The organism is Azospirillum endophyticum (assembly GCF_016595245.1).
GTDB lineage: Bacteria > Pseudomonadota > Alphaproteobacteria > Azospirillales > Azospirillaceae > Azospirillum > Azospirillum endophyticum.
In genome coordinates, this window is the sequence record NZ_JAENHM010000052.1 from 24,407 (window position 1) to 38,173 (window position 13,767).

At 70.4% G+C, this 13,767-nt stretch carries 14 protein-coding genes; 11 read left to right on the forward strand and 3 right to left on the reverse strand.

Annotated elements, in window-relative coordinates; all coding sequences use genetic code 11:
* Nucleotides 1-91: 91 nt before the first annotated feature.
* From JHL17_RS17545 to JHL17_RS17595, 11 genes are all read left to right on the forward strand, one after another.
* A complete protein-coding gene (locus JHL17_RS17545; protein ID WP_345773830.1) occupies nt 92-1,153 on the forward strand; it encodes a type III polyketide synthase in 1,062 nt (353 codons plus the stop codon).
* Nucleotides 1,150-1,740 carry an isoprenylcysteine carboxyl methyltransferase family protein gene (locus JHL17_RS17550; RefSeq protein ID WP_247893622.1) on the forward strand — a complete coding sequence of 197 codons (591 nt, stop codon included), beginning with the start codon at nt 1,150-1,152 and terminating at the stop codon, nt 1,738-1,740. The genes JHL17_RS17545 and JHL17_RS17550 overlap by 4 nt, the downstream gene beginning before the upstream one ends.
* A gap of 229 nt (nt 1,741-1,969) precedes the next feature.
* Nucleotides 1,970-3,427, forward strand: a complete 1,458-nt coding sequence (gene atpD, locus JHL17_RS17555) for a F0F1 ATP synthase subunit beta (RefSeq protein WP_200194929.1) — start codon at nt 1,970-1,972, stop codon at nt 3,425-3,427.
* A complete protein-coding gene (locus JHL17_RS17560) occupies nt 3,424-3,882 on the forward strand; it encodes a F0F1 ATP synthase subunit epsilon (protein WP_200194931.1) in 459 nt (152 codons plus the stop codon). The genes atpD and JHL17_RS17560 overlap by 4 nt, the downstream gene beginning before the upstream one ends.
* Complete coding sequence (locus JHL17_RS17565) at nt 3,879-4,157, forward strand: AtpZ/AtpI family protein (RefSeq protein ID WP_200194932.1); 279 nt, start codon at nt 3,879-3,881, stop codon at nt 4,155-4,157. The genes JHL17_RS17560 and JHL17_RS17565 overlap by 4 nt, the downstream gene beginning before the upstream one ends.
* A gap of 1 nt (nt 4,158) precedes the next feature.
* Nucleotides 4,159-4,449 (forward strand): N-ATPase subunit AtpR, encoded by a 291-nt coding sequence (locus JHL17_RS37095; RefSeq protein WP_345773831.1) that lies wholly within the window; start codon nt 4,159-4,161, stop codon nt 4,447-4,449.
* The gene (locus JHL17_RS17575; RefSeq protein ID WP_200194936.1) at nt 4,446-5,120 is read left to right on the forward strand and encodes a F0F1 ATP synthase subunit A; all 675 of its coding nucleotides are present in this window, start codon (nt 4,446-4,448) and stop codon (nt 5,118-5,120) included. The genes JHL17_RS37095 and JHL17_RS17575 overlap by 4 nt, the downstream gene beginning before the upstream one ends.
* A 5-nt stretch (nt 5,121-5,125) precedes the next feature.
* Entirely contained in the window at nt 5,126-5,365 is a 240-nt protein-coding gene (locus JHL17_RS17580; protein ID WP_200194937.1) for a F0F1 ATP synthase subunit C, read from the forward strand.
* Nucleotides 5,366-5,393: 28 nt separating this feature from the next.
* The gene (locus tag JHL17_RS17585) at nt 5,394-6,167 is read left to right on the forward strand and encodes a F0F1 ATP synthase subunit B family protein (RefSeq protein WP_200194939.1); all 774 of its coding nucleotides are present in this window, start codon (nt 5,394-5,396) and stop codon (nt 6,165-6,167) included.
* Nucleotides 6,130-7,659 (forward strand): F0F1 ATP synthase subunit alpha, encoded by a 1,530-nt coding sequence (locus JHL17_RS17590; RefSeq protein WP_200194941.1) that lies wholly within the window; start codon nt 6,130-6,132, stop codon nt 7,657-7,659. The genes JHL17_RS17585 and JHL17_RS17590 overlap by 38 nt, the downstream gene beginning before the upstream one ends.
* Nucleotides 7,656-8,495 carry a F0F1 ATP synthase subunit gamma gene (locus JHL17_RS17595; protein WP_200194943.1) on the forward strand — a complete coding sequence of 280 codons (840 nt, stop codon included), beginning with the start codon at nt 7,656-7,658 and terminating at the stop codon, nt 8,493-8,495. Before JHL17_RS17590 ends, JHL17_RS17595 begins: the two co-directional genes overlap by 4 nt.
* Before the next feature lie 89 nt (nt 8,496-8,584).
* Here the strand turns inward: JHL17_RS17595 and xdhC are convergent, their stop codons facing one another.
* The 3 genes from xdhC to xdhA are packed head-to-tail and all read right to left on the reverse strand — an operon-like array spanning nt 8,585 to nt 13,309.
* The gene (gene xdhC / locus JHL17_RS17600; protein ID WP_247893623.1) at nt 8,585-9,448 is read right to left on the reverse strand and encodes a xanthine dehydrogenase accessory protein XdhC; all 864 of its coding nucleotides are present in this window, start codon (nt 9,446-9,448) and stop codon (nt 8,585-8,587) included.
* A complete protein-coding gene (gene xdhB, locus JHL17_RS17605) occupies nt 9,445-11,844 on the reverse strand; it encodes a xanthine dehydrogenase molybdopterin binding subunit (RefSeq protein ID WP_247893624.1) in 2,400 nt (799 codons plus the stop codon). Before xdhB ends, xdhC begins: the two co-directional genes overlap by 4 nt.
* Nucleotides 11,837-13,309 (reverse strand): xanthine dehydrogenase small subunit, encoded by a 1,473-nt coding sequence (gene xdhA, locus JHL17_RS17610; RefSeq protein WP_200194947.1) that lies wholly within the window; start codon nt 13,307-13,309, stop codon nt 11,837-11,839. Before xdhA ends, xdhB begins: the two co-directional genes overlap by 8 nt.
* Nucleotides 13,310-13,767: the final 458 nt, after the last annotated feature.

The window sequence follows — 13,767 nt, forward strand, 5'->3', positions numbered from 1 at the left end:
GCCGAATAGATGACCACGCCGCCGTGTTCCCCACCCGCCGCGCCGCCAGCATCCCCGCTGCAGCCGCGATTTTGCGAATGGAGCCGTCACCGTGTTCCCACCCGTGGCTTTGCTTGGCCTGGGCCTCGGCCTGCCACCGCATGTCCTGACACAGGAAGAGGCCGCCCTCCTCACCACCCGCATCTTCGGCGACCGGCTTTCCGACTTCCCCCAGTTCGGACGGGTCTTCACCAACACCGGCATCGTCCGGCGGCACTGCGCCCGGCCGGCGGACTGGTATGCCGCTCCCCATGGCTGGAGCGACCGCATGGACGCCTACCGGCAGGCAGCGGCAGCCCTGTTCGTCCAGGCGGCGACCGCAGCCCTGGCCGATGCCCGCGTCGATCCCGCCGAGATCGATTGCATGGTCGTTTCCTCTTCCTCCGGCTTCGCGGTGCCGAGCCTGGAAGCCCAGCTTGCCGAAGCCATGGGCTTCCGGCCCGACATCGAGCGGGTGCCGCTGTTCGGACTCGGCTGCGCTGGCGGCGTTGCGGGGTTGGCGACCGCCGCGAGGCTGACGGCGGCGGCGCCGGACCGCACCGTGCTGTTCGTGACCATGGAGCTGTGCAGCCTCGCCTTCCGCCAGGATGACGGCAGCCGCGCCAACCTGGTCGCCACTGCTCTGTTCGGCGATGGCGCCGCCGCCTGCGTGCTGCGCGGCGGAACCGGCGAGCGCGCCTTCGCCGTCATCGACGGCGCGGGCCAGCATCTGTTCCCGCGATCGGAGGACATCATGGGCTGGCGCATCGACGATGGCGGGTTCGGCATCGTCCTGTCGGCAGCGCTGCCGCAATTCCTGCAGACCCACCTCCGTCCCGCCCTTGCCCGGCTGCTCGCCCAATGCGGCGCGGACGACGAGCAGATCGGCCGGTTCATCTGCCACCCCGGCGGCACCCGCGTGCTGGCGGCGCTGGAGGAGGTGCTGCGGTTGGAGACCGGCAGCCTCGACCATGAACGGGCGGTGCTGGCCGATCACGGCAACATGTCCGCCCCCACGGTGCTGTTCGTGCTGGACCGGGCACGCCGGGCAGGGTTGCCGGACCGGGCGGCGTTGCTGGCACTCGGTCCCGGCTTTTCCGCCAACCTGATCACGATTCGGCGGGGCCGACGATGACTGCTCCGATGACGGCTGGGCCGATCATCATCATGCTGTTGGTGACGGTCCAGCGCCTGAGCGAACTGGTCATCGACCGGCGCAACCGCGCGGCGCTGCTGGTCCAAGGTGCGCAGGAACATGGGCGCGGCCATTACCCGTGGATGGTGCTGCTGCATGTCGGCTGGCTGGCGGGTCTCTGGGGAACCGCCCTGTGGACATCTCAATGGAATCCGGAAACGGGCATCGCGTCGGTCCGGCCGGTCGATCCGGTCTGGCTGGCACTCTTCCTCGTCATGCAGGCACTCCGCCTATGGGTTCAGGTGACGCTGGGGCAACGCTGGACCACCCGGATCCTTGTGCTTCGCGCAGAGCCACCGGTTTGCAGCGGCCCCTACCGCTTCACCCATCATCCAAACTATCTGGCGGTTGCGGTCGAGATCGCCGCTCTTCCGCTCGCCTTCGGAATGGCCGGTTACGCGCTCGTCTTCTCCATTCTCAACGGGGCAATGCTCGCCGTCCGTATCCGGGCGGAAGATCGGGCGCTCGGCCGGAGACCAGGCCGCCCCTCCACTCCGGTCAAGACAATTCGAGGGGGCAGGGTTTGATTTGACGCAATGCAGCAGGCGGCAAATCGGGTCTATCGTCGAATCCGGTGGTCGATCTGGTTGACGCATTGCCCTCCACCCCGACGGCGCCGCTTTCATCGGAGACATCCGCAAAAGCATCCAGGCGCTCCTTCCCCTGCCCATCGGGGGAAGGTCGGGGGGAGCCTCCAGTCCCGACGATGCGGCGAGGACCACCGCCCTGCACGGTTTCCAACCGGCTGGAGTGAGCATGTCTACACCATCGCCCGCCCACCCTCCGCCGTCCACCTCTCTCGATCCGGCAAAGGCCGTCGACGGACAGGTGGTCGCGGTGCGCGGCTCCGTCATCGACCTCCGATTTCCCGAAGCGGCCCTCCCGCCCTTGTTCGAAGCCGTGGACATCCTATGGGACGGTCCCGAACGTCTGGTGGCGGAGGTGCAGAGCCATCTCGATGCTCGGACCGCGCGGGCCATCGCGCTTCAAGGGACGTCCGGCTTGCGGCGCGGCACGCCGGCACGCTCAACCGGCGGCCCGCTCGCTGCACCGGTGGGAAACGCGGTGCTGGGCCGATTGCTCGACGTCATGGGGCTGGCGCGTGACGACGGGCCGGAACTGCCGCCCGGCACGCCGCGGATGCCGATCCATCGGCCGCCGCCGCCGCTCGCCCGCCGCAACCCGCATCGCGAGCCGATGGAGACCGGCATCAAGGTGATCGACCTGCTGGCTCCGCTGGCGCGTGGCGGCAAGGCCGCGATGTTCGGCGGCGCCGGGGTCGGCAAGACGGTGCTGGTGATGGAGCTGATCCGCAAGATGGTTGAAGGCCACACCGGCATCTCCGTCTTCGCCGGCATCGGCGAACGGTCCCGCGAGGGCCAGGAGCTGTGGGAGGAGATGCAGCGCTCCGGCGTGCTCGACCGCACCGCCCTGATCTTCGGCCAGATGAACGAGCCGCCGGGAGCACGCTGGCGCGTCGGGCTGACCGCGCTGACCATCGCCGAGCATTTCCGCGACGAACAGCACCGCGACGTGCTGCTGCTGATGGACAATGTCTTCCGCTTCGTCCAGGCCGGTGCGGAGGTGTCGGGGCTGCTGGGCCGCCTGCCCTCGCGCGTCGGCTACCAACCCACGCTTGCCAGCGAGATCGCCGAGCTCGAAGAGCGCGTGGCCTCCACCCTCGGTGCGGTGGTGACCGCGATCCAGGCGGTCTATGTCCCGGCCGACGACTTCACCGATCCCGCGGTGGCGGAGCTGTTCAGCCATCTCGACAGCTCCATCGTACTGTCGCGGCCCATGGCGGCGGAGGGGCTGTATCCGGCGGTCGACCCGCTGGCCTCCACCTCCAGCCTGCTCGACCCGCTGATCGTAGGGGAGGTGCATTACCGGCTGGCGGAAGAGGTGCGCATGACCATCGCCCATTACCGCGAACTCCAGGACGTCATCGCACTGCTGGGCATGGAGGAGTTGAGCGCCGCCGACCGGCTGGCCGTGCGCCGTGCCCGCCGCCTGCAGCGCTTCCTGACCCAGCCCTTCCAGGTCACGGAGGCCTTCACCGGCCATGGCGGAGTCAGCGTGCCGCTGGAGGAGACGCTGAAGGGCTGCCGCGCCATCCTGGACGGCGAATGCGACGACTGGGCCGAAAGCGCCTTCTTCATGACCGGCACCCTGGACCGGGTCCGCGAGCGCGACAGCGCAGGGAGGATGGGATGAACGACCTCTCCCTCATCATCACGACCCCTACCGCCGTCGCCGCCCGCCTCACCGACATCCGTCATCTGCGGGCGGAGGACGCCAGCGGCGCCTTCGGCATCTGGCCCGGCCATGCCGACCTGCTGACCGCCCTGGCGATCTCCGTCATCAACTGGCGGACCTCCGACGGCCGCGAAGGCCATTGCGCCGTGCGCGGCGGCGTGCTGACCGTCCGGGACGGCGTGCAAATCGCCGTTGCGACACGGGAAGCGGTGCTTGGTGACGACCTGCGCGCGCTGGAACGCGACGTGCTGGTCCGCTTCCGCCGAAACCTGGAGCAGGAGGGAGAGGCCCGGTCCGGCGCACGCCGTATGCATCTGGCCGCGATTCGCCACATCCTGACCTATCTGCGGCCGGACCGCCGCGCGGGCAATCCTTTTGCCTCCACCTTGGACAGCAGGGAGGACGTGCCATGACCGACGAGCAGGACCCGCTTGCGGACAGCATCCGCCGCAAGCGGAAGCGGCGGGAACAATGGCTGCGCGAAGGGGAACGTCCGATGGGCCGCAACCTTGCCCTGATCGGGGCGTTGGGCTGGCTGGTGATCGTGCCGACGCTGGCCGGCCTGTTCGCCGGGCGCTGGCTGGATGAACGGGCCGGCGGCGGGATCTTCTGGACGGCAGCGCTGCTGTTCGCGGGCGTGGCGCTCGGCGGATGGCTCGCCTGGAACCGGATCGGGCAGGAGCGCTGACGTGACCATCGTCCCGCTTCTCATCCCCGTCCTTGCCGGCGCCTTGGCCGGTCTGACGCTTGGCGCCCTGTTCTTCCGCGGGCTGGCCGCCACGGCGCGGCTCTATGCGGTGGGCGGGGTCCGCCGGGCGGTCCCGCTCTATCTGCTGCGGCTGGCCGGGGCCACGGCCGGCTTTACCTTCGCCGCGATCTGGGGTGGGGCGGAAGTGCTGCTGGCGATGCTGGCCGGCTTCCAACTGGCCCGCACGGTCGTGATCCGGCGTGAAAGGCGAGTGCAGGAGAGGGCACCATGACCGGGTCTCCCCTGACGACGCCGGTGGTCTTCCTGCTGGGTCCGGTCCCGGTCACCCTGCCGGTCGTCGTCACCTGGGGCCTGATGGCGGCGATGGCGCTGGGGTCGGCGCTGGCGGCCCGGCGGCTGCGGGTGGAGCGGCCCGGCCCGGTCCAGACCGTGCTGGAACTGGTGGTGGAGACCTTGCGCCGGCAGATCGCCGAGACGATGCAGACCGACGCCACGCCCTTCCTGCCGCTGCTCGGCACGTTGTTCCTCTATCTGGCGATCGCCAACCTATCAGGATTGGTTCCGGGACTGAAGGCGCCGACCGCCTCCCTGGAGACGGCGGCGGCGCTGGCCCTGGTGGTGCTGCTGTCCTCGCAGGCGCTGGGCATCCGCCGGCGCGGGCTGTGGGCCTATCTGAAGGGCTTCGCCCATCCCACCCCGCTGTTGCTGCCGCTGAACCTGCTGTCGGAGCTGACGCGCGCCTTCTCGCTGTCCATCCGCCTGTTCGGCAACGTGATGAGCGGGGAATTCGTCATCGCCATCGTGCTGTCGCTGGCCGGCCTGTTCGTGCCGGTGCCGCTGATGGCCTTGGAGCTGCTGCTGGGCCTCGTGCAAGCGTACATCTTCACCGTGCTAGCCGCCGTCTTCATCGGCGGGGCCGTCGGAACGATCGAGAGGGGATAGGAACCATGGACGTCCATGGCATCAGCATTCTCGGCGCCGCGCTGGCGGTGTCGGTCGGCGCCATCGGCCCGGCATTGGCCGAAGGCCGCGCCGTCGCCGCCGCAATGGAGGCGATCGCCCGCCAGCCGGAGGCCGCCAACACGCTGTCGCGCACCCTGTTCGTCGGTCTGGCGATGATCGAGACCATGGCGATCTACTGCCTCGTCATCGCCCTGCTGCTGCTGTTCGCCAACCCCTTCGCCTGAAACCGGGCCTACCGGCCGGGAGGCCGTCATGCACATCGACGGTTGGACGATCCTGCTCCAGGCGGTCAATTTCCTGATCCTGGTCTGGCTGCTGCGCCGCTTCCTCTATCGCCCGGTCCTGGCGGTGATCGCCGAACGGCAGGCCGTCACCGAACAGGTTCGGACCGAGGCCGAGGCCGCGCGCCAAGCTGCCGAGACGGCAAGGCGGGACCTGGAGGCGCAGCGGACCGCGCTGCCCGCCGAACGCGACCGCCTGATCGCCGCAGCCCGCGCCGAAGCCGAGGCCGAACGCACCGCCCTGCTCGAAAAGGCGCGGACCGAGGCGGACAGGGCGTTGGAGGAGAGCCGCGGCCGGCTGGCCGAAGAGCGGGAGCAAGCGTTGGCCGCGCTTCGGCGTCAGGCCGCGGAACTCGGGGCCGCACTGGCGGCCCGCCTATTGCGCGACGCTCCCGCCGATGTGCTGACCCGCCCGCTGCTGGATGAGGCGCTCGCCGCGGTGGAGGGATTGAGCGACGCGCGGCGCCATGCCCTGGCGAATGGGGTCGCGCCGGTGCCGGTGCATGTCGTCGCAGCCAACTCTTTGCCCGCGGAGGATGCCACGCGTGCGGGGGACCGGCTGGCGGCGGCGCTCGGCCGGCCGGTGGCGCTGGATGTGGTCGAGGATAGCTCGCTGATCGCCGGGGTGGAACTGCATTTTGCACACAGCGTCGTCCGCCGCAGCTGGAAGCAGACATTGGCCGAGGCGAAGGAGGAGATGACGCGCCATGACTCCGCAAGAGTCGATGCCGATGCCGTCGCTTGAAGACGCGCTGGACGCCTGGATGCCGGACGCGCTGCGCCGGCTCGACGGGCTGGAAATCGGCGCGAAACTCGAATCGGTCGGCCGGGTGGAGTCGGTGGGCGACGGGATCGCCCATGTCTCCGGCCTGCCGGACATACGGGTGGACGAGCTTCTGCTGTTCCCCGGTGGCGTCGCCGGGCTCGCCACGGATCTGGACGACCGCATCGGCTGCGTCCTGCTGGGCGACGCCACCGCGGTCGCGGCCGGCGGCATTGTCCATGGCACCGGCACGGTTCTGCGCGTGCCGGTCGGCGACACGCTGATGGGGCGGGTGGTCGACCCGCTCGGCATTCCGCTGGACGACGGCCCACCGGTGGAGGCCGAACGATGGGAGCCGGTGGAGCGTCCGGCCCCGACCATCGCGGAGCGTGCAGCGGTGTCGGAACCGCTGCTGACCGGCACCGCGGTCGTCGACGCCATGGTCCCGCTCGGCCGCGGCCAGCGCGAGCTGCTGATCGGCGACCGCGCCACCGGCAAGACCGCCATCGCGGTGGACGCCATACTCAACCAGACCGACGGAGACGTGTTCTGCGTCTATGTCGCGGTCGGGCAGAAGGCGTCCGGCGTGCGTGCGGCCATCGAGGCGGTGCGCCAGGGCGGCGCGGCGGCGCGCACCCTGTTCGTCATCGCTGCCGCCGATTCCGCTCCCGGCCTGCAATGGCTGGCGCCCTATGCCGGCTTCACCATGGCCGAGCATTTCCGCGACAGCGGCCGGCACGCCCTGGTGATCGTCGACGATCTGACCAAGCATGCGGCGGTCCACCGCCAGCTCTCGCTCCTGCTGCGCCGCCCGCCGGGACGGGAGGCCTATCCGGGCGATGTCTTCTACCTGCACAGCCGCCTGCTGGAGCGCGCCGCCAAGCTGAGCCCCGCGAAGGGCGGCGGATCGCTGACCGCCCTGCCGATCGCCGAGACGCAGGGCGGCAACCTGTCGGCCTACATCCCGACCAACCTGATCTCGATCACCGACGGGCAGGTCTGCCTGGATGCCAAGCTGTTCTACGAGGGGCAGAAGCCGGCGGTGGACATCGGCCGCAGCGTGTCGCGGGTCGGCGGCAGGGCGCAGCCGCCGGTGCTGCGCACGCTGGCCGAGCCGCTGCGGCTCGATTATGCCCAGTTTCTGGAACTGGAGGTCTTCACCCGCTTCGGCGGGCTGGTGGATGAGCGGACGCGCAAGGCGGTGGCGCACGGCCAGCGCATGCGCGCCCTGCTGGCTCAACGCCACCTGTCCCCCCGGCCGCTGGCGGTCCAGGCGGCACAGCTGCTGGCGCTGGCCGACGGCACGCTGGACGGCTTGCCGCCGGAGGCGATCCCGCGTTTCCAGACGGCGCTGGCCGGTCTGGTCGCCACCCGCCCGCCGCGGATCGGCGGGACGCTGGACGACGCCACCAGGACGGCACTGCGGGACCTGATCGCGCAGGCCGTTGCCGGGCTTGGCGGAGGGCCGCCATGACCGAACGGCTGACGGAGGTCGAGGCCCGGCGGGCCAGCGTCCAGGATCTGGAGGCGGTGACCGACGTCATGCGCTCGCTCGCCGCGATGCGGCTGCAGCAGGCGCTGAGCACGCTGGCCGGCACCCGCGCCTATGCCGAGGTCATCGCCGGGGCGCTGGCCCAGGCGACGGCGCTGCTGGACGACGCGCCGATGCAGTGGCCGGCGAACGGGCACGGCCGGTCCGCGCTGGTGCTGTTCGCACCGGAACACGGCTTCGTCGGGGCCTTCGCCGAAAAGCTGGTCGACGCGGCGCTGGATGCGCCGCCCGGTTGCGCGCTGTGGGTGGCGGGGCTGCGCGGCGCCGCCCTGCTGGAGGAGCGCGGACGCCCGCCGGCCTGGACCACGGCGATGGCGACCAGCGCCGACGCCGTCACCGCCACCGCCCGGCGCATCGCCGAGGCGCTCTACCGCGCGGCGGCGGAGGGAGGCCTGGGCCGGGTGGAACTGCTCTTTGGCCGCACCAACGCCGGTGCGCCGCCGGAGCTGGTGCGCCGGCCGCTGCTGCCGCTCGGCTTGGCGCGGGACGGGACCCGGAGGGGGCCGCCGCTGATCAACATGCCGCCCCGCGACCTGATCGCCCGGCTGGTGGACGAGTATGTCTTCGCCCTGCTGGCCGACGCGGCGATGGAAAGCTTCGCCGCGGAGAACGCCGCGCGGCTCTCCACCATGATGACGGCCCGCCACAACATCGAAACCACCCTGGACGACCTGACCGCCACCGCCCGCCATCTGCGCCAGGAGCAGGTCACGACGGAGCTGATCGAGCTGGTGTCGGGAGCGGAGGCGATGGGGTGATAAATACCCTCTCCCGCCCCGGGAGAGGGAGGGACCCGCCGTAGGCGGGAGGGTGAGGGGTGATCCGGACATGGATTCTGATCCTTGGATCACCCCTCACCCTTCCCAAGCTTAGCTTGGGCCCCTTCCCTCTCCCGGGGCGGGAGAGGGAGTGTCAAAGCCACCAGCAGTTCCGCCGCGACGAGCGCGGCGATCACCTCCGGCCGCTTGTCGCCGGTCAGCGCCGCGCCGATGGGACAGGTCAGCCGCTCCAGCGCAGCCGCGTCGCGCCCGCGCGCCCGGAACCAGCGCTCGAACTTGGCGCGTTTCGTCGCCGAGCCGATCATGCCGACATAGGCGGCGTCGCCGCGGCGCAAGACCGCCTCGGCGATCTCGAAATCCAGGGCGTGGCTGTGGGTCAGCACCAGATAGCCGGCCCCGGCGGGCGCCGCCGCCAGCGGGTCGAGCGGACTGTCGGTCAGGACGCGCTCCACGCCCGCGGGGATCGCGGCGGGAAATTCCTGCGCCCGGCCGTCGATCCACAGCAGGCGCAGCGGCAGCGGGGCGAAGGCACTCGCCATGGCGCGACCGACATGGCCGGCACCGAACAGCAGCAGGGTGGGACGGGCCTCGCGCGCCCGGCGTTCCCGTTCCTCCAAGGCGGCGACGGTGCCGGAATCGGCCCGCTCCAGCCGCAGCACGACATGGCCGCCGCAGCATTGCCCGGTCGCCGGCCCCAGGGGCAGATCGAGCGTTTCGGCCGCGGCGCCGTCCTCCAGCATCCGCCGTGCGGCGGCGATGGCGGTCCATTCCAGCCGGCCGCCGCCGACGGTGCCGGCGCAGGCCTCCCGACCCACCAGCATGCCGGCCCCCTCCTCCCGCGGGGTGGAGCCGCGCGCCTCGGCGACGGTCACCAGCACGGCGGGTTGGTCGAGAGTGAGCCAGTCGGAGAGCGTGGCGGAGAGCGGCGTCATGATCGGGGAGACGCCGCCTCCCGCTCCCGCAGAGCCGCGATGCAGGCCAGCACCCGCTCCGGTGTCGCCGGGGCGTCCAGCCGCGGGCAGAGCCGATGGCCGGCGACGCTCGCCACCGCGTCGGACAGGGCGTGGAACACCGACATGCCCAGCATGAAGGGCGGCTCGCCCACCGCCTTGGAGCGGAATATGCTGTCCTCGCGGTTCGGCGCATTCTCCAGCAGCGCGACGTTGAAGACGCGCGGCCGGTCGGAGCAGGCCGGGATCTTGTAGGTGCTGGGGGCGTGGGTGCGCAGCCGCCCCTGCCCGTCCCACCACAGCTCCTCCATGGTCAGCCAGCCCATGCCCTGGACGAAGCCGCCCTCGATCTGGCCCCGGTCGATGGCCGGGTTCAGCGAGCGGCCGCAGTCGTGCAGGATGTCCACCCGGTCGACGACATATTCGCCGGTCAGCGTGTCCACCGTCACCTCGGCGCAGGCCGCGCCATAGGCGAAGTAATAGAAGGGCGTGCCGCGCCCGGCCGCGCGGTCCCAATGGATCTTCGGCGTCTTGTAGAAGCCGGTGGCCGACAGCTGGACCCGCGCCATATAGGCGGCGCGCACCAGATCGGCGAAGCTCATCTCGCGGTCGCCGGCCCACACCCGGTTGCGCTCGAAGCGCACCGCGTCGGGCGCGACGCCCCAGGCCTCCGCCGCGAAGGCGACCAGCCGTTCCCGGATGGTGCGGGCCGCCGCCTGCGCCGCCTTGCCGTTCAGATCCGCCCCCGACGAGGCCGCGGTGGCCGAGGTGTTGGGCACCTTGCCGGTGTTGGTGGCGGTCGGACGGATGGTGGAGATGTCGACCTGGAACTCCTCAGCCACCACCTGGGCGACCTTGGTGTAAAGCCCCTGCCCCATCTCGGTGCCGCCATGGTTCAGCTGGATGCTGCCGTCGGTGTAGACATGGACCAGGGCGCCGGCCTGGTTGTAATGGGTGGCGGTGAAGGAGATGCCGAACTTCACCGGCGTCAGCGCCAGCCCCTTGCGCAGCATGCGGCTCCCGGCATTGAAGGCGCGGATCTCTTCCCGGCGCTGCCAATAGCCGGACGTCTCCTCAAGCTGCGCCACCAGCTCCGGCAGGATGTTGTCGGTGACGGTCTGGTGGTAGGGCGTCAGGTTGCGGCCGTCCGCTTCGGGATCGGTCCCGTAGAAGTTCCGCTTGCGGATCTCCAGCGGGTCCTTGCCGAGCGCGAAGGCGATCTCGTCGATCAGCCGTTCCGCCGCCACCATGCCCTGCGGACCGCCGAAGCCGCGGAAGGCGGTGTTGGACACCGTGTTGGTCTTCAGCGGCAGCGATTGCAACCGGGCGGCCGGGTAGAAATAGCCGTTGTCGGCATGGAACAGCGCGCGGTCGGTCACCGGGCCGGACAGGTCGGCGGCATAGCCGGCCCGTGCCGCGAACAGCATGCCGACACCCTGGATCAACCCGTCGTCGTCGAAGCCGACGCGGTAGTCAATCTCGAAATCATGGCGCTTGCCGGTGATCTGGAAATCGTCGTCGCGGTCGGGACGCAGCTTGGCGGCGCGGCCGGTGCGGCTGGCGACCAGCGCGGTGCAGGCGGCGAACAGGTTCGACTGCGTCTCCTTGCCGCCGAAGCCGCCGCCCATCCGCCGCACCTCCACCGTCACCGCGGCGCCGGGAATGTCCAGGACATGGGCGACGATGTGCTGCACCTCCGTCGGGTGCTGGGTCGAGACATGGATCAGCAGTTCGCCATCCTCGCCCGGCACCGCCATGGCGATCTGGCTTTCCAGGTAGAAATGCTCCTGCCCGCCGATGGCGAGCCGGCCCTCGATGCGGTGCGGAGCTTCGGCCAGCGCCGCATCGGCATCGCCGACCGCCAGCGTCATCGGCGCCGTGACCAGCGTGTGTGCACCGTCGGGGGCGCCGTCGCGGGCGGCGGCGATGGTCAGGACGGCCGGCAGATCCTCATACTCGATCACCGCCAGCCGGGCGGCGCGGCGGGCCTGGTCGCGGGTTTCGGCGGCGACGGCGAAGACCGGCTGGCCGACATGCTCGACCAGGGTGGAGGCGAACAGCGGCTCGTCATGCTTGCCCATGCAGCCGATGTCGTTCACCCCCGGCACGTCGTCGGCGGTGAAGACCGCCACGACGCCGGGCGCCCGACGGACCGGCGACAGGTCGATGGAACGGATGCGGGCATGCGCCCGGCTGCTCAAGCCCAGATAGACATGCAGCAGACCGGCCGGCTCGGCGATGTCGTCGACATAGACCGCCTCGCCGCTGACATGCTTGTGGGCGCTCTCGTGCCGGCGGGAGTCGTGGGCGGCGCCCTGGATGCGATCCGGAGCCGGAGCGATCGGGGTCGTGACGTCAGGCCCCAGTGCATCAGGCATGAGCAAGCCTCCGGTCGCCGACCAGACGGGTCTCCGCCGCCGGGTCGCTGGTCTCGACATACAGCTTCATCAGCAAATTCGCGGCCACGGTGGAGCGATAGCCCGCGCTGGCCCGCCAGTCCGTCAGCGGGCTGTAGTCGTCCGCCAGCGCGTCCATGCCCCTGCGGACGGTTTCCTCGGTCCAGGGACGGCCCAGCAGCGCCGCCTCGGCCCCGGCGGCGCGTTTCGGCGTGCCGGCCATGCCGCCGAAGGCGATGCGGATGTCGGCGACGCGGCCCTCGCCGTCCAGCGTCAGGCGGAAGGCGCCGCAGACCGCGGAGATGTCTTGGTCGAAGCGCTTGGCGATCTTGTAGGCACGGAAGCGCATTCCCGCCGCCGGCTTGGGCAGGATCACCGCCTCGACGAACTCGCCCTCGCGGCGGTCCTGCTTGCCGTAGTCGAGGAAGAACGCCTCCAGCGGCAGTTCGCGCGTCTCCTCGCCGCGGCGCAGCCGCAGGGTGGCGCCGCAGGCGATCAGGGCCGGCGGCGTGTCGCCGATGGGGGAGCCGTTGGCGATGTTGCCGCCGATGGTGCCCATGTTGCGCACCTGCTCCGCCCCGATGCGGCGGATCAGTTCGCCGAAATCGGGATAGAGCGCGGCGATGTGGGCCGCCGCGTCGCTGTAGGTCGCGCCGGCCCCGATCACCAGCGCGTCGCCGCGATCCTCGATCCGCCGCAGGGCGCGGACGCGGCCGGTATAGACGACGGTCGCCAGCACGCGCTGGAACTTGGTCACCCACAGCCCGACATCGGTCGCCCCCGCCACGATGGTGGCGCCGGGGCTGTCGAGCAGGAGCCGGGCCAGCTGCGGCACGGTGGCCGGCGCCAGGAAGCGGCGTCCACCGGCACCGACGTCGAGGATCTCCTCGTCGCGCAGGGCCTTCAGCTTCTCCGCCATCGCAGCCCGGTCGGCGACCCTGTCCGAGGATCGGTCGCCGATCGCGTACATGGCATGGGCGGCCTGGACGATCGGCTCGTAACCGGTGCAGCGGCACAGGTTGCCGGCCAGCGCGTCATCGATCCTCTGGCCGTCGGGCCGTTCCTCGTTCAGGTAGAGCGTCAGCAGCGACATGACGAAGCCCGGCGTGCAGAAGCCGCATTGCGAGCCATGGCACTCCACCATCGCCTGCTGAACCGGGTGCAACGTGCCGTTCGGCCCCTTCAGATGCTCCACCGTCAGCAGACGGCAACCGTCCAGCGTGGCGAGGAAGCGGATGCAGGCGTTCACCGCCTCGTAGCGCAGGGTGTCGCCGTCCAGCCGGCCGACCACCACGGTGCAGGCGCCGCAATCGCCCTCCGCACAGCCTTCCTTGGTGCCGACCCGCCGTTCCGACAGCCGCAGCCAGTCGAGCACCGTCAGGGTCGGGTCGACCGCGTCGATCTCCCGAAGCTCGTCGCCGAGATAGAAGCGGAGGCGCTGGCGCATGGCTGCTCCCGATGAAGCGGTGGCGATAGACTGCAGTATTTCACCGACGTTAACTCTGTCACCAGATCGGCAGCGGGGGAAAGAGTTTCAAACGATTTGCGAAGGAGCGGCGTGGCAGAGGCATCCTCAGGTTGGGTGGTACATATCCGGCGGGGAGGTGGAACAGCGTGGAACACTTTCCGGGGGACGTTCCATCTGCCGCGTATCGGCGCCGGGGCAACGGGGTCAGGGTCAGGCGACCGCTTACGAGCCCTCTCCCCCTTGAGGCTACGGGATGCACAGATCTTGCTTCTGCAACAAGGTGCACAGTTTGAAATTGAAAAAGCCACTCTCCACTCGCGGGATAGGAGTTGGGATGAGGGGGTGCAAACTGAATTTCCCCAGCCTTCGGCCGGCTGCACCCCTTGTGTCTTTGAGTTTTGTTAGAAGAGAAGCCCTGGGGGGTGGGGCATGCCCCA